Source organism: Marivita cryptomonadis, from assembly GCF_002115725.1.
Classification (GTDB): Bacteria; Pseudomonadota; Alphaproteobacteria; order Rhodobacterales; family Rhodobacteraceae; genus Marivita; species Marivita cryptomonadis.
On sequence record NZ_JFKD01000035.1, the window covers coordinates 1 to 19,441 of the forward strand.

Annotated in this window: 19 protein-coding genes; 4 read left to right on the forward strand and 15 right to left on the reverse strand. The window is 58.4% G+C overall.

The window, feature by feature from the left end; all coding sequences use genetic code 11:
* Window positions 1–471: 471 nt before the first annotated feature.
* On the reverse strand, window positions 472–720 hold the full coding sequence (locus tag MCRY_RS21060; RefSeq protein ID WP_085633560.1) for a hypothetical protein: 249 nt from the start codon (window positions 718–720) through the stop codon (window positions 472–474).
* Window positions 721–785: 65 nt separating this feature from the next.
* On the opposite strand from MCRY_RS21060, the gene MCRY_RS21065 reads away from it, so the two are divergent.
* Entirely contained in the window at window positions 786–1,067 is a 282-nt protein-coding gene (locus MCRY_RS21065) for a hypothetical protein (protein ID WP_085633562.1), read from the forward strand.
* A gap of 60 nt (window positions 1,068–1,127) precedes the next feature.
* Here MCRY_RS21065 and MCRY_RS21070 read toward each other — a convergent pair whose 3' ends face one another.
* The 13 genes from MCRY_RS21070 to MCRY_RS21130 form a co-directional block, all read right to left on the reverse strand.
* Window positions 1,128–2,636 (reverse strand): tripartite tricarboxylate transporter permease, encoded by a 1,509-nt coding sequence (locus MCRY_RS21070; RefSeq protein ID WP_342351698.1) that lies wholly within the window; start codon window positions 2,634–2,636, stop codon window positions 1,128–1,130.
* Window positions 2,627–3,235: a tripartite tricarboxylate transporter TctB family protein gene (locus tag MCRY_RS23670; protein ID WP_085633565.1), complete on the reverse strand. Its 609-nt coding sequence runs from the start codon at window positions 3,233–3,235 to the stop codon at window positions 2,627–2,629. Before MCRY_RS23670 ends, MCRY_RS21070 begins: the two co-directional genes overlap by 10 nt.
* Window positions 3,151–4,140, reverse strand: a complete 990-nt coding sequence (locus tag MCRY_RS21080) for a tripartite tricarboxylate transporter substrate binding protein (RefSeq protein WP_085633567.1) — start codon at window positions 4,138–4,140, stop codon at window positions 3,151–3,153. Before MCRY_RS21080 ends, MCRY_RS23670 begins: the two co-directional genes overlap by 85 nt.
* 278 nt (window positions 4,141–4,418) lie before the next feature.
* A complete protein-coding gene (locus tag MCRY_RS21085) occupies window positions 4,419–4,703 on the reverse strand; it encodes a hypothetical protein (RefSeq protein ID WP_085633569.1) in 285 nt (94 codons plus the stop codon).
* Window positions 4,704–5,357: 654 nt separating this feature from the next.
* Window positions 5,358–6,305: a CobW family GTP-binding protein gene (locus MCRY_RS21090; RefSeq protein WP_244897947.1), complete on the reverse strand. Its 948-nt coding sequence runs from the start codon at window positions 6,303–6,305 to the stop codon at window positions 5,358–5,360.
* Entirely contained in the window at window positions 6,302–6,577 is a 276-nt protein-coding gene (locus tag MCRY_RS21095; RefSeq protein WP_085633571.1) for a hypothetical protein, read from the reverse strand. The genes MCRY_RS21090 and MCRY_RS21095 overlap by 4 nt, the downstream gene beginning before the upstream one ends.
* Window positions 6,577–7,479: a polysaccharide deacetylase family protein gene (locus MCRY_RS21100; RefSeq protein WP_085633573.1), complete on the reverse strand. Its 903-nt coding sequence runs from the start codon at window positions 7,477–7,479 to the stop codon at window positions 6,577–6,579. The genes MCRY_RS21095 and MCRY_RS21100 overlap by 1 nt, the downstream gene beginning before the upstream one ends.
* Before the next feature lie 12 nt (window positions 7,480–7,491).
* Window positions 7,492–8,427, reverse strand: coding sequence for an N-carbamoyl-D-amino-acid hydrolase (locus tag MCRY_RS21105; RefSeq protein ID WP_085633575.1), 936 nt, complete (start codon window positions 8,425–8,427; stop codon window positions 7,492–7,494).
* Between the two features lie 12 nt (window positions 8,428–8,439).
* Window positions 8,440–9,078, reverse strand: coding sequence for an aspartate/glutamate racemase family protein (locus tag MCRY_RS21110; RefSeq protein WP_085633577.1), 639 nt, complete (start codon window positions 9,076–9,078; stop codon window positions 8,440–8,442).
* Window positions 9,075–9,914, reverse strand: coding sequence for an ABC transporter permease (locus tag MCRY_RS21115; protein ID WP_085633579.1), 840 nt, complete (start codon window positions 9,912–9,914; stop codon window positions 9,075–9,077). Before MCRY_RS21115 ends, MCRY_RS21110 begins: the two co-directional genes overlap by 4 nt.
* A gap of 4 nt (window positions 9,915–9,918) precedes the next feature.
* Window positions 9,919–10,740: an ABC transporter permease gene (locus tag MCRY_RS21120; protein ID WP_244897949.1), complete on the reverse strand. Its 822-nt coding sequence runs from the start codon at window positions 10,738–10,740 to the stop codon at window positions 9,919–9,921.
* Window positions 10,741–10,832: 92 nt separating this feature from the next.
* Window positions 10,833–12,101: an ABC transporter substrate-binding protein gene (locus tag MCRY_RS21125; protein ID WP_085633583.1), complete on the reverse strand. Its 1,269-nt coding sequence runs from the start codon at window positions 12,099–12,101 to the stop codon at window positions 10,833–10,835.
* 29 nt (window positions 12,102–12,130) lie between these two features.
* Window positions 12,131–13,114, reverse strand: coding sequence for an ABC transporter ATP-binding protein (locus MCRY_RS21130; RefSeq protein WP_244897948.1), 984 nt, complete (start codon window positions 13,112–13,114; stop codon window positions 12,131–12,133).
* 235 nt (window positions 13,115–13,349) lie between these two features.
* Here MCRY_RS21130 and MCRY_RS21135 point away from each other — a divergent pair, with 235 nt between their 5' ends.
* A complete protein-coding gene (locus MCRY_RS21135) occupies window positions 13,350–14,069 on the forward strand; it encodes a GntR family transcriptional regulator (protein WP_085633586.1) in 720 nt (239 codons plus the stop codon).
* Between the two features lie 48 nt (window positions 14,070–14,117).
* On the opposite strand, the gene MCRY_RS21140 is transcribed toward MCRY_RS21135, so the two are convergent.
* Window positions 14,118–15,113 carry a zinc-binding dehydrogenase gene (locus MCRY_RS21140; RefSeq protein WP_085633588.1) on the reverse strand — a complete coding sequence of 332 codons (996 nt, stop codon included), beginning with the start codon at window positions 15,111–15,113 and terminating at the stop codon, window positions 14,118–14,120.
* Between the two features lie 269 nt (window positions 15,114–15,382).
* On the opposite strand from MCRY_RS21140, the gene MCRY_RS21145 reads away from it, so the two are divergent.
* Both MCRY_RS21145 and MCRY_RS21150 read left to right on the forward strand, forming a co-directional pair.
* Window positions 15,383–17,461: a hydantoinase/oxoprolinase family protein gene (locus MCRY_RS21145; protein WP_085633590.1), complete on the forward strand. Its 2,079-nt coding sequence runs from the start codon at window positions 15,383–15,385 to the stop codon at window positions 17,459–17,461.
* Window positions 17,458–19,161 (forward strand): hydantoinase B/oxoprolinase family protein, encoded by a 1,704-nt coding sequence (locus MCRY_RS21150; protein WP_085633592.1) that lies wholly within the window; start codon window positions 17,458–17,460, stop codon window positions 19,159–19,161. The genes MCRY_RS21145 and MCRY_RS21150 overlap by 4 nt, the downstream gene beginning before the upstream one ends.
* The last annotated feature ends 280 nt before the right edge of the window (window positions 19,162–19,441 follow it).

Genomic DNA, 19,441 nt, shown 5'->3' on the forward strand with positions numbered 1-19,441 from the left:
ATTTCTACAATCACACCCGTATCACGAGTGTTTTTCCGCCTCCGGACGAAGCTGCCAACATACAGGTTAGCGCTTTCGAAATGATCCATTTTCTCACCCAAGGCCGGTCTTGATGTGTACTCAAACACACCGAACTACCACCTAGAGAAAAGTTGCAATTTGATTGTTTTGCAAGCTGTAAAGTTTGAATTGCATGCCCACGGGCTTTGCCGAAGCGCGATGCTTCAATCTTCTTCTTGTCTGTGGCAATAGCCCAATCGGTGGGCTAGTCCTTTAGAAGCCAGGCTATTTCGAGCAAGTAATGGCTGCGACACAACGCGTTGTTCATTCGTTGAACGCCATGCGAAATCCTGCTCCTTGGAAAAGGAGTTCACTCTCTCTTGCTTTCAAAATGGTGCTGGAAACGCAAACGCCGCCCCGGAGGGCGGCGGTCATTGGGCGTAGGCTACTTTTCTGTGATCCGCTGAAGTATCAATGAACAATCTCATGCGACGGCGAATAGATCGACTCCATGGCCTTCCCCCATGCCTCGATCAACTTGTCTCGCGGGACGCCATGCGCCGCAAACTCGCGGAGAATGGCTGATGTCGTCAGGAAGAGGGCTTCTGACAGCCCGATGCTCTGAGTTCGTGCGGCAAGGACAGCCGCTTCGATGAAGCCGTCCAGCTTCACCTGAAGTAGAAATCTCTGCTGGTCGGTCAGGTTCTCGAAATCGCTCAAGGTCGCCTCCTGCGATGAGTTAGTGGAATTCGCCGCGGTGTGTCCCGTCCGACAGGAGGCAAGCAGTGCTTCCGCAAGATCCAGAGCATCATCAGGCCAATATTCCTGCGGGCGGGGATGCAGGATGTCGGGCGCCGCGACGGGGCGACACGACAAGACAGCATTGCGCCACGGGAGACGGTGACCGCATCGGCGACGGGCGTGTCGCACATCAAGTACTGGAACGCTGTGATCACCCTGCCCATCTTGCGCTCGAAGTCCTCCGGTTCATGATAGCGCGCGCGGGCGAGTTGCTGACGGACCAGCTTCGCACCGTCACCGTCTGCCGCGTGGCGTTCGGCCGCTGACCGCAACTCCACCGCCGTGTCGAGCGCATCGCCGGCAATCTGGCCAAGGAGGCAACCCGTTTAGGAACGAAGCCTGTCGCGCTTACGGTTCTTGATGAAGGGTATCTGGGTAACGAACATGAGCAGCAGCGCGCAAGTCAATACGAACGAAATCGGGTTGCTAAGCAGATCGTAGATAAATGTTCCGATATTTTCTTGTGCTCCGATCATTGCACGGCGGTAGTTGGCGTCGATCATCGGCCCCAGGATCACACCGAGGATAATCGGACCGACCTGGAAACCATAGCGCTTCAGGAAGTAACCCATCACACCGAAAGCTAGGGCCCAGGTGATGTGAACCGGATTATTCTGAATGGCATATGCCCCGACGGCCGACAGGATCACAATGAGAGGGATCAGGATGGCGCGGGGGCATTCGACGACCTTGGTGAAAATCCGGATTCCAGTTAGGCCAAAGACCAGCAGGAAGATATTCGCCAGTGTCAGGTTCCCGACGATGAACCAGAATAGATGCGGAGTATCCGTCAGAAGCAGCGGCCCGGGCTTCAGCCCATGAATGTAGAGCGCGCCAATAATGATCGCGGTAACTGCATCGCCTGGAATACCCAGCGTCAACATCGGGACGAACGCCCCGCCGACGGCAGCATTGTTTGCCGTCTCGGGCGCGATCAGACCTTCCTTAGCACCCTCGCCAAAGGGAACGTCAGGGTTCTTAGTACTGCGCTTGGCCTGATCGTAGGCAAGAAGCGCCGCAATGTCCCCACCGGTACCGGGTAGTGCGCCGATCAACGTGCCAAGCCCGGATGATTTCAGGCCCAGCCATAGGTAGCGACGCACGTCCGACCAAGCAGGCACGATCCGCCCAACCTTTTGTTTGATTGCCACCGTATCGACTTGCTCAAGCTGCGCAAGCGCCTCCGCCACGCCAAAAAAGCCAATCATTGCTACGACGAAAGGCACTCCGCCCATCAGGTTGATCGATCCGTACGTGAACCGGGTCTCGGCCGTCATGGGGTCGAGACCGATCATGCCGATCATCACACCCAAAGCACCCGCGAAAGCACCCTTCGCGAAGCTTTCACCTGATAACGTGCCGACCAACAGAATTCCGATGATCGCGAGCAGCATGTATTCACGAGAGGTGAACTTGATCGCGAAGTCAGCAATGAGTGGCGCGGCGATGGCAAGGGCTGCGACACCAATCAGGCCTCCGATTACCGACATGACGGTCGAGATGCCGATCGCCTCACCGGCAAGCCCCTTTTTTGCAAGCGGATAACCGTCAATCGCCGTTGCAATCGCGCTTGGCGCGCCGGGAATGTTCAAGAGTATCGCGGTGCGTGCGCCGCCATAGACGCCTCCCACATAGACTCCTGCGATCAGGGCAAGGGCCGAGTTTACATCCCACTTGAACGTAAACGAAATCAGAATCGATGCAGCCATTGTGACCGACAATCCTGGGATCGCGCCGATGTATATGCCCGCGAATGTTCCAAGCCCCGTCAGAAACAGAAGCGAAGGGTCTAGCCAAGAGGTCGCGAAGAAACCTAAAATCTCGATCACCGCCACAAGCTCCCAATGGGCAAAACGACCTGGAAGACGACGCGAAACAGGACATAGATCGCCCCAATTGACAAAAGCGAGATCAATAGCGCTGGAATTGGACCCTTGCGCCAGAGCGCCCATATTGTCAAGAACAGGAGCCCTCCGGAGGCTGATAGAAAGCCAACGCTAGGGATCGCAGCGACGTAGATCGCCACCAACAGTGTAAACAAGACGACGCGCAACGGAAACAAGTAAGCAATCACCCCAGCGAGACCGCTATCCGGCGCACGGGGCTTTCGAAGCGAATCTGACAGGAAAACCAGACCGGTCAAAAGCATTACGCACGAGGCAAGCATTGGCATGACCCCACCCGTCGTAAGTCCACGGAATCCGGATATTCCGTAGGATTCCCAGAACGCGTAACCGGCGAAGATCACCAGAAGAAGCGCGAAGAGCCGTTCTCCCGGCCGGAGTGTGTCATTGGGTTTCATATGATGTATACTGGCCGACCCCCGTGCAGGTGGGTCGGCCGAAAGGTTCAAGGACGTGCGATGCCCAGCTCTTCCGGACTGACCTTGGCGGCACCCGTATCCTGAAGCGCCCAGACTGTGACCTGTTGCCATTTAGCAAGGAAATCGACAGCCTCTTGTCCACTCATGTTCATGACCACGTTTCCGCGGTTTGCCATGAGTTCAAGGAAGGTCTCATCCATGGCTGCGGTGGAGAACGCCTGGGTCAGAGTGGCTTTCACATCTTCGGGCACATCGGCACGAACGAAGACGCCATAGAAGGGTCCCCATGGCAGGAAACGCTCGATCTCGGGCAGCGTATCGGTGATCGCCGGCACATCCGGCAGGGTGTTAACCGGTTCGGGGTTGATCACGGCAAGCGCACGCATTGTGCCTGCCTTGACCTGCTCAGCCGCTGCCGAAATGCCCGTTGGCATGAAGTCTACCTCGCCGCCAAGCATTGCGATTAGGCCCGGGCCTTCCCCGTCGAAAGGAATGGCTGTGACATCAAATTCGGTTGCATTCGAGATCAATGCTCCGATCGTGGACGGCAAGCCACCTGGACCGGTCGAGCCCATTTTGATCGAACCGGGGTTGGCTTTAATGTCATCCAGAAGGTCGCTCAAATTTTGATACTTGGACTCTTCGGGTACAGTGATGACAGCAACGCCACGACCAAGAATGTTGATCGGGTACATGTCGCCATAATCGATGTCAGAGACCCCCATGACACCGTGAAGCTGCGGGTTCTCCGCACCGTAAAGGAACGTATAGCCATCCGCCGGTGCTGCATTCACAAACGCGGTGGAAATAGCCCCCGCACCGCCCGACTTGTTCAGCACGACGATGGGCTTGCCGAGCGCTTCTTCCGCAGCGGGATTGACGGCCCGGGCCACGGTATCGGTAGCACCACCAGCGCCCCACATTACAACGCCAAGTACTTCGCGTTCGGGGTATTCCGCAAACGCGGGAGCGGCGACAACAGCAAGGGTCGCCGCAGCGACCTTAAAAATATTCATCATTCCTCCCTTGGCCCATTGGCCGTTTTTATTGTCATGCCAACATCATGGATAGACAAGGCCAGGTCAATATCAGTCGAGCGTTCATGCGAGATCCGGTAGGCAAACGCATGAACTCAGGGTTTGCCACGCAGTACTTGCCGGGTTTCATGAAAGCCTTTGGGGAGGTATGTGGAATATAACCCTCATCCAACTTCCAATATACTGCCAGACAGATACTGGCATTCATGTTGGGCAACCGCATCTAGGTTTCGCGAACTAACGTAGGAGTCGCATAGTCAATGTCGCGTGTCACCTGCCACAGGCGGGTCCGAGCATTCCGGACGCTCTTCTCGACGTGGGCTTTCTTCAATAAACATCTCCGGGAATGGCTTGTACGATCGCCGATCAAGTTGGAAGTCGTAGCGGCAGACGAGATCATCATCAGTGGCGCGATGTTCGATCCCCATCAGCACTTCGGTGAATGGCGCAAGCGGCAGTACGATTGAACCACAGCCAAGCCAGAGCGCGTCGGCCGTGCTCTTGATGCAGCCAGTCGACTTCGTGCAGCGGGTCATATCCATAAAGAAATTGCGGACGTGCTCAACTTCGACCGCGTTCGGAGCGCGTCAGGCAGGCCATGGAGTGAGGATGGGATCCGAGATCTGCTGAAGAGTGCCACGACGTAGGCACATGCGGGTTTACGCAGCTACATGAAGTTCTTCGGGCCCTTTTGCTTCCACAGTGCTTCCACAGGTGTTGGAAACGCAAACGCCGCCCCGGAGGGCGGCGCATAAGCGTTTGAAAACGCGAGTAATTTTGGTTGCGGGGGTAGGATTTGAACCTACGACCTTCAGGTTATGAGCCCATTATTCAACGATTCCAATAACTTATAAATTTCAAAGACATAGGCGGCAAGCCTTTGAATTCACAAATTTTCAGCCCTGAAACTCGCTGACATCAGCCCACATTCACAGTGCCTCACGCTCAAAAAATGACGTACGCTCGTTGACATGGCGTTGACATGGATGGTCGTTCGACCAACGGGAGGTAATCGTTTTCGGCCCAAACCGTACCTTCATCCCATGCTATGCTGCCGCATTGCAGCTTCTGCAAAGCGGAAATTGATCGATTGCGCAGCATCTTCAGTTCTAACGCACAGCTAACGGACGAAACGAAGTTTACAAGCGTAGCCTTGGCTTGCAGGTTCGCGTCGTGTGGTAACCGCAATTGCGGGTTCATCCGGTGTCTCTCACGAGCTGATAAGAGCGCTCGATTGCGTTTGAAGACAGGCCCGACCCAATAAGCACGAGCCGGTTGTCTTCGGGCGCAGCAGTTTCGGTTTCCGGCAGCACTTCGGGGGATGGCACGCGGTTGCGCACCGCTTGCACAAGAAGTCGGCCCGCCGGAGAGCAGATCACCCCCTTGACCCGTACGATCTGGTCTCCGTAGGCATGCAACAGTGCCGAGAGCCAGAGCGTCAGCGCCGTCCAGTCAGGGTCTGGTCCCAGATCAAGCTGACAGGTGGTGATCGCAGCGCTGTCCGCCGCGAGCTTCGGCAGCACAACTGCCTTCGCCGCCATTGTTGGAAGGTCAACGGGGCTGCCGAACGACGACCCGGATTGCGCAGCGCCGGGTGCCAGCATGTGCAGCATGCGCCGCAACCGCCCGGTTTCGGTTGGACCGGCCAAATCGATCTTGGTCAGGATCAGCCGGTCGGCGGCACGGATCTGGGCCTGTGCTACAGGCTCTGTTTCCAGCGCGGTCTGGCCGTAAAGCGCATCGACGACAACAATGGTTTCGTGCACCACGATGTGGCGGATCAAGACGGGATGGGATTGGATGAGATCCACGATGGCGGCGGGGTCAGCTAGGCCGCTTGTTTCAAGTACAAGCTGCCCAACCCGCTGCGTTGGATCGGTCATCTGGCTGCGCGCATCGCAGATCTCCAGAAGCGCGTCTTGAAAGGTCTGGCTTCCGTCGCAACAGGCGCAGCCGCCCGCCAGGACGGTCTGGTCATTGGTACCCTCAAGCAAGCCGTGATCCACTGGCGTGCCTGCCGCTTCGTTGACGATCACGTGGGCCGCAGGAAAGCCGCCCGCGAAAAGTTGATGCCGCAACCACGTCGTCTTGCCCGAGCCAAGAAACCCGCCGACGATGGTCAGCCGCAGCCGTCCCTCGCTCACGTCTCCAACGGGTCGAAGGGACGCCCGAGGATGCGGTCCACCTCGATCCAGAGCACTTCGAGGTTCGGGACGATGGCGGATGCGCCGCCCGGTCCCATCACCAGAATGCCGGGCACCAGCCCGCCATCATGTACGCTGATGCCCACGGGGCGCAGCAGGTTCGACAGCATCGCGCCCCGGCGGAATCGTTCGCGCAGGCGGTCATGCGCCGTGGCCGCTCCCGCTTCGGTCCAGTGGCCCGGAGCCGCCGGAAAGCCGCAAAGGCTGCACATCAGATCACCTCGGGCCGGGCATCGCCATCAAACGGATACCGCGCGCGGAAATCGTTGGCGATGGATTCGAAGGTCATCCATTCGCAGCCCTCATGGCCGTTGATGTACTCGATCAGCCGCTCCAGCATCAGCAAGACCTGTGGACGACCTGACACATCCGGGTGAATGGTGATGGCGAAAACGCCGTAATCCATTTCGCGGTAGACCCAGTCGAACTGGTCTTTCCAAAGCTGCTCGATCACGCGCGGATCGACAAATCCATGGCTGTTCGGTGCTTTCTTGATGAACATCATTGGCGGCAGATCGTCCACGTACCAGTTAGCGTCGATCTCAACGAGGTCAATCTCGGGCCCGCGCTTGAGCGGTTTCATCCATTCGCCTGCGGTCTTGGTATAGTCGATCACCGTCCATTCATCACCGGTGCGGGCATAATGTACCTGAAAATCGCGGTAGCTTTGGCTGTGATCGTAAGAGAACCCGTGCTTTAGTAGAAGATCAGCGGTCGAGGCCGACATTTCCCACCAAGGCGCGACATAGCCCTTGGGCGCGGCACCCGTCAGTCCCTTGATCAATTCGATGGATTTGACCAAGACCTCTTCTTCCTGCGTCGGCGTCATGGCCACAGGATTTTCGTGCAAATACCCGTGTGCGCCAATTTCGTGACCGGCTTCGACGATCTTGTCCATCACCTCGGGGAAGGTCTCGATCGAATGGCCGGGAATGAAGAAACTTGTCTTCATGTCGTACTTGTCGAACAGACGCAGCAGACGTGGCACGCCGACCTCGGTCGCAAAAATGCCACGCTGGATGTCGTTGGGGCTGTCGCCGCCACCGTAGGATCCGATCCAGCCAGCTACGGAATCGACGTCCGTTCCGATGGCACACATGATTTTCTTAGACATCTCGGTCTCCTCTTAAAGTGGGGTGCCCGCACCGATACGTTCGGTGATCAGACCATAGTGTTCGGGCCGCCGATGGGCCGCGAAGTTGAAAATTGTTTTTTTGTAAAGCGTGCCCATATCGAGGTCGCAGGACGCGGTGATGACTTCGTCCTCGACAGTCACGGCCTGCGCCACGATTTCGCCCGAGGGGGCGATGATCACGCTTTGTCCCCCCATGGGTGAGCCTTCTTCGACACCGCATTTCGCGGTTCCGACAACCCATGTGGCGTTCTGATAGGCCCCGGCCTGCATCGACAGGTGATTGTGAAACAGCGTCAGGGAATCCATGGCAAGGTTGCCGACATGGCCAAATGGCGTGTTGTAGCCAAGCATGACCATTTCAACGTTTTGCAGGCCCATCACACGGTAGGTTTCAGGCCAGCGGCGGTCATTGCAGATCGCCATGCCCATATTGCCGCCAAAGCCATTAAAGACTGGAAAGCCCAGATCGCCAGGCTCAAAGAAAAGCTTTTCGAGATGTTGAAAGTCACGGCCCGGCTGCGGTTCGGCGTGCCCGGGCAGATGCACCTTGCGGTATTTGCCGATAATCTTGCCGCTTTCATCCACAAGGATCGACGTGTTGAAGCGCCGTTTGACGCCGTTTTCCCAAATCAGTTCCGCGTAGCCCAGGTAAAACCCGACCCCCAGTTTGCTGGCCTCATCGAACAGCGGTTGCGTCGCGGACCCCGGCATTTCAGTTTCGTAATAGCTGTCGAGCTCGTCTTCGTCTTCAATCATCCAGCGGGGAAAGAACGTGGTCAGCGCAAGCTCTGGAAACACGACCAATGTGCAGCCCCTGCCATGCGCTTCGCGAAGCATTTCGATCAGTCGGCCAACCGTGCTCTTTCGGTCCTCAGCCTTGGCGATAGGCCCCATCTGTGCGGCCGCAGTCACAAGTTTCCGGGTCATCAGATCATCCTTTCATTGCAGAGCGACGGCGAAACGCGTGGCAGCAGCAACCCCGTCGATTACACGGACAGGGCTGTCAGGCGGGGCCAAGGCGGGGATGTGGGCCATGCCTGCACATCCCAATACAACGCTTTGCACATCGTCCTCTTGTGCCGCGCTGGCGATTTCCTCCAGCACACGTTTGGTCGATGCGTCGCGGTCCGTCTCGAGCGCCAGAACCGGCACGCCCGAGGCACGCACACGACCCAACTGACCGCCCAAGCCGTAGGCGGCAACATTGGCGGCAAGGATCGGGACCGAGACCTCCAGCGTGGTCACGACCGAAAATCGGCGACCCGCGAGTGCGGCCATATGATAGCCCGCCTGCCCTATCCCGATGACGGGAAACGACGTCATCGCACGCGCTTCAGCAAGGCCAGTGTCGTCGGAACAGCCGATGATGATCGTCTTCGCCCCGGCCTTCACAGCCTTGTCCACGAGCGCCAGAAGCGGCGGAACACAGGCCTCGCCGTCCTCTGGCCCTTCTATCGCGGGGGGGCCATCATGCGATGTCCATGCTGCGATTTTTATACCGGGCGCAGCCCTTTCGGCCACGTGCAGCATCTCTTCGGTCATCGAAGATGTGCTGTTGGGGTTGATCAAGACGATCATACCAGGCCCTTGCCCGCATCAGATGCCGCCCTCGCCCGTTTGCGCGCGAGGTATGTCGTCACGGTGATGAACGTGCCAATCACCAGCAAGGAAAATCCGGTGGTCAGCGTGCCGAGCGCATAGAGCACCGGCGTCGTGACATTTGTCGTCATGCCGTAGATTTCCAGCGGCAGGGTGTTGCGGCTGCCCGATGTGAGCAGCGTGCGTGCAAACTCGTCGTAGCTAAGGGTAAATCCGAACAACGCGACACCAAGTAGCATCGGCGCGATGATCGGCAAGACCACGTAGCGCAGCGTTTGCCATGCGGTTGCACCCTGATCGCGCGCGGCTTCCTCATAGCTTTTGTCGAAACGATTGAAGACCGCGAACATGATCAGAAGACCGAATGGCAGCGTCCAGGTCAGCTGCGCGCCGTAACCCGAGGTGGACCAATGCACCGTCATCCCGGCCTGATCAAACATCAGACCAACGCCAAGCGAGATCAGGATCGACGGGATCACCAAGGCGGTGACGATCAGGTAAAACAGCACCGTCGAACCCGGAAAGCGTTTGCGGAAAGCAAGGCCGCCGATGACCGACACGACAACCGTTGTGGTCATGACCATCAGGCCCAGAACCAACGACCGGCGGAAACTTCCCCAGATGTCGCCCACAGCTTGCTGTTCGAACAACTCGCGGAACCAATGCAATGATGTCCCCCGCATCGGGAAGGTCAGCCCCCCACCCGGCCCCTGAAACGACAGGATGCCGATGGTCAGCGTCGGACCATAGAGGAACAGCAGGAACAAAACGAAGAACCCGGTGAGGATGTAAAACGATCTTGGGCGCGGCTCCATCTCGTCACAGCTCCTTTCGAATGTCGACAAATCGCAGCAGGATTCCGATGATCAGCAGCACCGTGATCAGCAGCACGATTGCGGTGGCTGACGCGGACGGATACTGCAGCAGCCCGATGTCGTTCGAGATCAGGCGACCCACATTGGCTGATTGGCTTCCGGACATGATCCGCACGGTGAAGAAGTCGCCCATCACCAAGGTTACCACGAAAATGGTGCCAATCATCAGCCCCGGCTTCGTCAGAGGGATGATTACGTTCCAAAGGATCTGCGGACCGGTGGCCCCTGCATCCCGTGCGGCCTCGACCAGCGATTTATCGATGCGCATCATCGTGTTGAAAATCGGCACGACCATGAAAAGTACGTACAAATGCACAAAGGCCAGAATGACCGAAAAGTCGCTGAACAAGAGCCATTCAAGCGGTTCGTCGATCACCCCCCATGAAATCAGCGTCGAATTGGCGATGCCGTTGCGGCCCAGAAAGGGGATCCACGAAATCATCCGAATGATGTTCGAGGTTAGAAACGGGATGGAACACAGCAAAAACATCACGACCTGCCAACGCATCTCGCGGATGTGAAAGGCCAGATAATACGCCACCGTGAACCCGATCAGAAGCGTACAGATCCACGTGACAATCGCGTATTTGAACGTGTTTATAAAAACGGTGAGCGTGACCGGAGAGGTCAGTAGAAACTCGTAATTTTCGAAAACGAAATCAGGAATGATCGAAAATTCGGTTGCCCGCCAGAAACTCACGACCGCGATCATGATGATGGGGATCACGAGGAAAAGAAGCAGAACAAGCGCCAGCGGCGCGGCCATCAGCCAGCCCGAGACGGCTTTGTTCGCTGCGATCTTGTCGGCGATGGCGGACAAAGAGAGGCGCGACTTGCGCGCCTCTCCGATGGTCTCGCTCATGCTGCGATGAACTCGTTCCACTTGCGCACCATATATTGGTTTTCATCCATAACGGAGTTCCAGCAAGCAACCGCGCCCATCCGTTCGAGGAACGATCCGCCGTCGCGCACCGCGCCTGGGCCTTCCAGCACCTGACCCGAAGGACTGACGATCTCACCCTGGCTTTCCTTGCCCTCGTACCAGTAGCCCCATTCGTCGTCCGACATGAAAAGCTTGGAGGTTTCTGGCACAGCCGAGTAGTAACCCTGACGCATCAGGAAGCCGCCGACCCAGCCGGACAGGTACCAGTTGATGTATTCGTAAGCCGCGTCGAGCTTGGCCCCTTCAAGAGATGCCGCCAGACCCATGCCGCCACCCCAGGACCGATAGCCCTCTTCGAGCGGCTGGTAGACACATGGGACGCCTTGTGCACGGACCGCGGTGATCGCGGGCGACCACATCGACTGTATCACGACTTCGCCGGATGCCATCAGGTTGACCGACTCGTCGAACGACTTCCAGAAGGCGCGGAACTGGCCGTTCTTCTTGGCCTCTGTAAAGATCGCCATGGTCTTGTCGATCTCTTCGCGGGTCATGTTGCCTTTGTCGGCATAGGTGATTTCACCCATGGACTCGCAGACCATCGCCATATCCATGATGCCGATGGACGAAATGTCGAGGATCGACGCCTTGCCTGCGAATTCCGGATTCAGAAGCTCTGACCAGTTCGAGATCGGACGACCGATGAGGTCAGGACGGATGCCCAACGTGTCCGCGTTGTAGATCGTCGGGATCAAGGTCATCCAGCCAGATTCATTGTCGACGAAATCAGTGCCGTCGACGCCTTCGACAAAGCCTACAGTGTGAGGTGCCGTGCCCTGCGCGATCTCGCTGGCCAGGGTCAACTTACCGGTGCGGAAGGTTCCGGCGATCTTGTCGTAGTTGAGGACCCGCGATGTATCCATCGCTTGCAGGTTGCCCGTGGGCCAGACCTTCTTGCAGATCCAATATTCGATGTCGGCAATGTCAAAGCTGTCGGGCTGGGTTGCCACGCGCTGGGTCACCGCATCGGAATCAAGCGCCGTCATTTCAAGCGTGATGCCAAGATCTTCGAACGCCTTTTCGGCGATCTCGTTGAAGGCCGACACACCTGTGCCCGCTTGGCGCAGAACGATGTTCGACTGTGCCCAGACCATCGGTGCCGCCAGCGTTCCCGCCGCTGCGGCGACGCCGCTTTTCAGCATGGTCCGGCGGCTTAGGCCGTTTCGTTTCGTGTATCGTGTCATTGAAAGTCTCCTTGTTGGGAATTCGTGTTTCAGGCGATCAGAGCGTGCTGATGCTTTTCGTCCCAGGTCAGTCCGATGGTGTCGCCCGGGTTGTGTGGGTTTGCGAAGAAGGCGGCATCCGACACGAGTGCCGTGATTTCGGTGTCCCCTATGGATTTGGTCAGGATGGAAACATGGGTGCCCTGATATTCGACCGTGTCGACAGTGGCTTCGATGCGACCAGCACCCGGTCCCGTTGGGGCCACCACGTCAGAGCGCACCGCGACCTTGCCCTGCGGCAGTGCGATAACATTGTGACCGCCCATGAACTTCGCCACAAATTCGGTCTTGGGCGCATTGAAGACGTCGCGGGCCGGTCCCGCCTGTTCGATCACCGCGTTGTTCATCACGACAATTTCGTCTGCAAGCGCGAGGGCCTCGTCCTGACCGTGGGTGACGTGTACGAAGCTGATGCCCAGTTCCTTTTGCAGCTTGCGCAGCTCGGCGCGCATGCGGATGCGCAGGAATGGGTCCAGTGCCGACAAGGGCTCGTCCAGCAGCAAGACTTGGGGACGTGTGATCAACGCACGGGCCAATGCCACGCGCTGCTGCTGCCCGCCCGACAGCTGGTCCGGCATCCGGTCGGCCAATTCGCTCAGATGCACAAGCTCTAGCATATCATCAGCGCTTTTGTGACGGACCGCGGTGTCCACGCCCTTCATCTTCAGGCTGAATGCCACGTTTTCGCGAACCGACAAATGCGGAAACAAAGCATAATTCTGAAACATCATGGCCGTGCCGCGTTTGGCGGGCGGCAAGTTCGCCACGTCACGCCCCGCCAAAACGATCGAACCTTCGGTAACGCTTTCATGCCCGGCAATCATCCGCAGTGTCGAGGATTTCCCGCAACCCGACGGCCCGAGAAGGCATGTATAGCTGCCGGACTTAAACTTGTGATCCACGGCTTTCACGGCCACGGTCGATCCATACCGTTTCGTCACTGCGACGAGTTCCAGATGCGTTTCTTGTTCCAAGGCTCTGCTCCTGTTCTGAACCAATGAAGGAAGCAGAGGCCCAAATGGAGCAATCTTGAAACTGGATACACAGGCTTCAATTTTCTCAAATGCCGGATTATTAGGCGACGCAAATGACAGTGGACGCATAATTCAGCACAAAATTGTACACAATCTGACCCGGGACTTTTACGGATAGAAAAAAGCGTTCACGCCCCGATTCCATGGCAAACTTGCGTGAAAAGAGCGGAAATCTATGAGTGATGCAGATTTTGAGGCGGTGAGGAAATCGACTGGGACAGCCTTGCTTCCCCCTGATCAGGCGATTTCCCATTCCCTGTCCCGTGCCATTCATGAGCACAAGCTGTCCCCCGGCATAAAGCTGGGCGAGGATGAATTGGCCGAGGTCTACGGCGTCTCTCGGACCGTTGTGCGCACTGCGTTGCGCACGCTGGCGCATGACAGGCTGGTTGAGATCAAGCGCAATCGCGGTGCATTCGTCGCACAGCCAAGCCCGAGAGACGCGCAAGAGGTTTTCGAGGCGCGCGAACTGCTTGAACCGCGCACCGCGCGCGAAGCTGCCCGCCGCGCCTCCTCTGCCGATATTGAGAAATTGCTTCACCACGTCGCGCACGAACACGAGGCGTCCACGGAAGGTGATCGCGGCCTTGCACTTTACCTGTCCGGGCAATTGCATGTGGAAATTGCGAAGATCGCAGGACAGCAGACGATCACCGGATTTATTGAAACGCTGATTGCCCGGTCATCTCTGGTGGTGGCCCTGTATTGGCGGCGCGAGAGCGCGATCTGCGGTCATCACGACCATGAAAGCCTTGTTCGCGCGATAGAGGGGCACCGTCCAGAGGAGGCCGAGGCACTAATGAAAAGCCATCTTGTCGACCTGCATTCCGCGCTTGATCTGAGCCGCCCGCGCGCCGGTTCGGGAACGCTCAAGGATCTGTTGACAGGAGTATGAAACGCGCTGCCTGGCGGCGTCTCTGTTTCAATGTGGGTCAACTCTGGGTCAAGTATCCGGCGCGTCACCAATCCGCATGATAAGTTTGCCCGCCGTTTGGCGGGACGCGAGCGTATCGAACATTTCGTTGACAGTATCGAGGGTGAAACAGCCCTCCACGGGAACCTTAAGACTACCATCGGCAATCATGCCAAGAACTGTACGCGTTCCATCGCGCCAAGCATCGGAGGTGTAATCCAGATGTCCAACATGCAGCCGCGTGAAGGTCAGTGATTTTTGCACAATGCGTTCCCAAAGGGTGGGATAGGGTTTGCCCTCCGCCTCGCCATAACTCACCACATGACCCAAGGGCCGGATCGCATCAAAGCTGCGGTCGAGGATAGACGCGCCTGTGCTGTCTACCACCTTGTCGACCCCGCGTCCGCCGGTCATTTCCAGCGCGATATCGACAAAATCCTCTTCGCTGCGCAGAACGACCCGGTCAGCACCGAATTCAAGCGCGCGGGTGTCTTTACCAGGCGTTCCAACGGTGCCGATCACACGAGCCCCCGCTGCCTTGGCAATCTGCGTCAACTGCAATCCCACACCCCCGCCGATCGCATGGACCAACAGGACGTCGCCGGGGCGCGTGGTGCTGACCGTGTGAAGGAGGTTCCACGCGGTCATGGACTGAATGTAAAAAGCCGCCCCGGTTTCGAGCGAGACGGCATCGGGCAACGCCACCACACGTTCCGCAGGCACAACGCAATATTCCGCAAAAGCGCCCGCGTCCTCGCTGAAGGCTGCAACCCGTTGGCCGATTTGAATACTTTGCACATCCGGCCCCAAGGCCTCGACGTGTCCCGACATCTCGAGCCCGGCCACTAGGGGATAGCCCTTGGGATGCGGATAGATGCCGGTTCGCATCATCAGATCGGCGTAGTTCAGCCCAGCAAAGGCATTGCGAACCAGAACCTGACCAGCGCCAGGCGTGGTGGTGTCCATGTCTTGGATCACAGTCGAGGAAGGCTGGCCATCGGGGCGATTAAAAATCACGGCGCGCATCGTGGTCTCCGTTGTGCCAAGGGGCTGCACTGCGCCCGAACTCAGGCCGCGTGGGCCACCATCCTGTTGAGCAGATTCGCGGCAAGAGCGGGTCGCTGTCACTTGAACACAGACGCGCCGAAATGCGCAAAAATTGAGCGGGATGCCCCCCTATGGTCCAATTATTGGGCAATTAGCCTCAACCGTCGTACCGAAATCGTCTCTCGCTGCGGACATCCAGCGCAGCAACACTAACGCTTCGCATGCTTGCCGCAACTTGGGGGACGGACATGAAGACAATTGGCGTTGATGTGGGCGGTACGTTTACGGATCTGATCTACCTCGATCCGGAAACCGGCGAGATGGGCATCCACAAGGTTTCGACCACGCCGGATGACCCCTCTCAGGGCGTCATGACCGGGCTGAAAGCGCTGATGGAGCAAAGTGGCATTGATCCCGCGCAGGTCACCCAGCTTCTTCATGGGACGACCACCGCAACGAACGCGGTGCTTGAGGCGAAAGGCGCGCGCGCCGGGATGATCACCAACGACGGGTTCCGCGACGTGCTTCACATTGGGCGGCACCAAAGGCCCAACCATTATTCGATCATGCAGGAGATCCCTTGGCAGGACCGTCCCCTGATCCAGCGCCGCTATCGCAAGACGGTGCCGGGGCGACTGGTTCCGCCCACCGGAGAAGAGCTGATCCCGCTGGACGAAGATGCCATTCGGGCCGCGGCACAGGAACTGAAGGACGACGGCGTTGATGCAGTCGCGATCTGCTTTCTGTTCTCGTATCTCAACCCCGATCACGAACAGCGCGCCAAAGCCATTGTCTCAGAGGTGATGCCCGACGCGTTTGTCACCACGTCCTCGTCGATCTCTCCGCAGTTCCGCGAATTTGAGCGTTTTACCACGGCTGCCCTCGCAACCTTTGTCGGTCCGAAGGTTGGCCGATACGTGGCCAATCTCGAACGGGCGCTGAACGATGTGGGTGTCACCGGCGATTTTCGCATCATGGCCTCGAACGGCGGCGTGGCCACCCCGCGCATGGTCACCGAAAACCCGGCGCTCACGATGATGTCGGGCTTGGCAGCCGGCGTTCTGGGCGGCGTCTGGGTGGGCGGCAAATGCGGGCGCAACAAAGTCATCACCTTCGACATCGGCGGCACATCAGCAGACATCGGCATTGCCGTCGACGGCGTCTGTGCCGAAACGGACGCGCGCTCCACCTCCATCGCAGGGTTCCCGCTGCTGATGCCGATGCTCGACATCCACACGATCGGCGCGGGCGGCGGCTCTATCGCCTATGTCGATCAGGGCGGCGCGTTCCGCGTCGGGCCACAAAGTGCGGGTGCCGATCCTGGGCCGGCCGCCTATGGCCGCGGCGGCACACAACCCACTGTGACGGACGCGAACCTCGTTCTGGGCCGGCTCGAACCGGGTGACTTCCTTGGCGGTGACATGGGGCTGGACCTTGAGGCGTCCCAAAAGGTCATCGGCACTTTGGCCGCTGAGCTTGGGCTCGACCCTTTGGAGGCCGCCGAAGGCGTGCTGACCATTCTCAATGCGAACATGGCCAACGCCATCCGGTCGCGCACCGTACAACGCGGTATCGACCCGCGCGAATTCTCGCTTGTCGCGATGGGCGGTGCCGGGCCGTTGCAGGGGGCCGAGGTGGCGCAGGTGCTCGAACTGCCCGAAGTCATCGTGCCGCCCCATCCGGGTATCACATCGGCGCTTGGCCTTCTGGTGGCCGATCTGAAATACGATGTCATCCGCACGCAATTCCAAGTCTCGGAAACTGCGGATCTTGCGCGTTTCAACAGCGAATTTGATACGATGGAGGCTGACCTGAAGGCCCGTCTGGCCGAAGACCACGTTTTTGCCGAGGATGTGACCTTCGAACGTGCGGGCGATCTGCGCTATCTTGGTCAAGGTTACGAACTGCGGGTGCCCTTCGACGCGGGCGACATTTCCGAGGCTAGCCTTCAGGCGGTCTGGGACCGCTTCCATGCCTTGCACGCCTCTGAATATGGCCACGCCTTTCGCGACAGCCCGATTGAGGTGGTCAATCTTCGTCTGACTGCACGCGGCCATACAAAGCCTTTCGACCTCCCGGTTTACACAGGCGGCGGTAGCCTGGAAGACGCACACGTTCTCACCCGCGATGCGGTGTTCCGCAAGGACGGGAGCCTCGAAACCTTCGCGACAGTAGTTTACCGGCGCGATCTGCTGCCTTTGGGCGTGCCGCTGCCCGGCCCGGCAATCCTGCTGCAAAAGGACAGCACCACCGTCGTTCCCCCCGGTGCCACCGCCAAGGTGGACAAGACCGGAAGCGTCATCATCACACTGGAGGCAAAGCCATGAGCCGCATCGACCTCGTCACCGGCGCCGTGATCCAAGGCGCGCTTGAAAGCATCGCTCTGGAAATGGGACACAAGCTGATGCGCATGTCCTATTCGTCGATCATTCGCGAATCCGAGGATTTCGGCGCAGCCCTGACCGACGCCGACGGCCTGCAGATGTGCGAGTGCAAGATGTCCACCCCGCTGCAATCCGGCCCGATCCCAGGCTACGTGCGCAACGTTCTCGACGTGCTAGCCGAACGGGGGGATCCCGTACGCCCCGGCGATGTCATTATGCACAACGATCCCTATGGCGGCGCGTCTCACGGTCCGGATGTCGCGTTCTGCGTGCCTGTCTTTTTCGAGGATCGGCTTATCGGTTGGTCGGTCACCACTGCCCACCACCTCGATATCGGTGCGCTTTCGCCCGGCTCTTGTGGTATCGTCGATGCAGTCGACACCTATGCCGAGGGGCTTCAATTCAAGGCGATCAAATGCTTCGATCAGGGCAAGCGTAACGACGCGGTCTGGCACATCCTGCGCGCCAACATCCGCGCCACAGACCTTGTGGTGGGCGATATGGAGGCGCAGATCGAAGCTGCCCGCATCGGTGCTGCGCGCCTACTGGATCTGGTGGGCCGGTATGGCCTCGACGCGACGATGGCCGCGTTCCACGATCTGATGGATTATTCCGAACGCCTGATGCGCGATGCCATTCGGGCCCTTCCCGATGGCGATTACACCGCCACCACCAAGATCGACGGGTATCTGGACGACCCCAACCCCGCGCGGCGCGAATTGCCTTTGGTGGTGACGCTCATGGTGCGAGGGGACGACCTTACCGTCGATCTCACAGGAACTGCGCCGCAAGTCCCCGACAAGCCCATCAATATGCCCTTTGTGGGGACTGTCGATTGCGCGGTGTGGCTCACGGTGCGCTCAATCCTCCTGGACACGGTCACCTATGGCGAGATTCCGCAAAACTCCGGTCTGACACGCCCCATAACGATTACAGCGCCTGAAGGTACGTTGGTGAACCCCACCTTCCCGGCTCCTGTGATCGCCCGCTTTTGCCCCGGCAACCAGCTTGCCGATACAGTGATGAAGGCGTTTTCGCAGATCGTGCCCCGGCAAGTCTCAGCCGGCATCGGCAACTTGCGCGTCGTCGCACTCTCGGGCCTGCGTGAAGGCAACCACTGGGTGCATATGGAGATCATGGAAGGCAGCTATGGTGGTCGTTGCGGGTTGGACGGCATGGACGCTGTCGACACGCTTTACGCCAACACCCGCAACAACCCGATCGAGGACATCGAATCCCACATTCCCGTTCGCGTCGACCGCTACGAACTCCGTGAAGAGGCAATGGCTGCGGGCCAGTGGCGCGGCGGTATCGGGGCGATCCGGGAATTCACATTCCTAGATGAGGCCGGATTCTCGCTAGAGGGCGAGGGCCACGCCTTCCAGCCTTGGGGCTTTGAGGGCGGACAGGATGGCTTCAAGGCGATGCTGAAGCTCGTGCATACCGATGGCAGCATCACCGACCTTCCGTCCAAAGTGCCCTATTTCAAGGTCAAGACAGGCGAAAAGCTTGTCTCGACCGGCCCCAGCGGCGGGGGCTACGGCGATCCAGCATTGCGTCAACCCGAAGCCGTGGCCCGCGATGTAGCTGACGGTCTGCTCTCGGAAAAAATGGCGCGTGAGCTTTTCGGCAAGGGCGCGTGACGGACGTGAATGACTTTTCGATATCCGGCATCTTGCGGCTCCAAAGAAAAAGGTTCACGCCAAGCCAACACTTGAAACCGGCACTGATCAGCGTTTCGCTTGAAAGCCTGTCGGCGGCGCGTTCCCGGGTGGATGTGCTTTTGGATCGCAAAATGCCCCCAGCCAAACAGACAACATCGGAAGACATTATAAGTCACAAAACTTGCGCTTCACAGCATCGCAACGTCCGCTTTTCGTGAATCCGCCAAAGGCTACGACGTAAGCAGCGAAGTTCCGGTTT

Coding starts and splice junctions, on each gene's coding strand:
- MCRY_RS23670 (WP_085633565.1), bottom strand. CDS start 3,235: ATGGCAACAGGTCACAGTCTGGGCGCTTCAGGATACGGGTGCCGCCAA.
- MCRY_RS21080 (WP_085633567.1), bottom strand. CDS start 4,140: ATGAATATTTTTAAGGTCGCTGCGGCGACCCTTGCTGTTGTCGCCGCT.
- MCRY_RS21085 (WP_085633569.1), bottom strand. CDS start 4,703: ATGGATATGACCCGCTGCACGAAGTCGACTGGCTGCATCAAGAGCACG.
- MCRY_RS21095 (WP_085633571.1), bottom strand. CDS start 6,577: ATGTGCAGCCTTTGCGGCTTTCCGGCGGCTCCGGGCCACTGGACCGAA.
- MCRY_RS21100 (WP_085633573.1), bottom strand. CDS start 7,479: ATGTCTAAGAAAATCATGTGTGCCATCGGAACGGACGTCGATTCCGTA.
- MCRY_RS21105 (WP_085633575.1), bottom strand. CDS start 8,427: ATGACCCGGAAACTTGTGACTGCGGCCGCACAGATGGGGCCTATCGCC.
- MCRY_RS21110 (WP_085633577.1), bottom strand. CDS start 9,078: ATGATCGTCTTGATCAACCCCAACAGCACATCTTCGATGACCGAAGAG.
- MCRY_RS21115 (WP_085633579.1), bottom strand. CDS start 9,914: ATGGAGCCGCGCCCAAGATCGTTTTACATCCTCACCGGGTTCTTCGTT.
- MCRY_RS21120 (WP_244897949.1), bottom strand. CDS start 10,740: ATGGCCGCGCCGCTGGCGCTTGTTCTGCTTCTTTTCCTCGTGATCCCC.
- MCRY_RS21125 (WP_085633583.1), bottom strand. CDS start 12,101: ATGACACGATACACGAAACGAAACGGCCTAAGCCGCCGGACCATGCTG.
- MCRY_RS21135 (WP_085633586.1), top strand. CDS start 13,350: ATGAGTGATGCAGATTTTGAGGCGGTGAGGAAATCGACTGGGACAGCC.
- MCRY_RS21140 (WP_085633588.1), bottom strand. CDS start 15,113: ATGCGCGCCGTGATTTTTAATCGCCCCGATGGCCAGCCTTCCTCGACT.
- MCRY_RS21145 (WP_085633590.1), top strand. CDS start 15,383: ATGAAGACAATTGGCGTTGATGTGGGCGGTACGTTTACGGATCTGATC.
- MCRY_RS21150 (WP_085633592.1), top strand. CDS start 17,458: ATGAGCCGCATCGACCTCGTCACCGGCGCCGTGATCCAAGGCGCGCTT.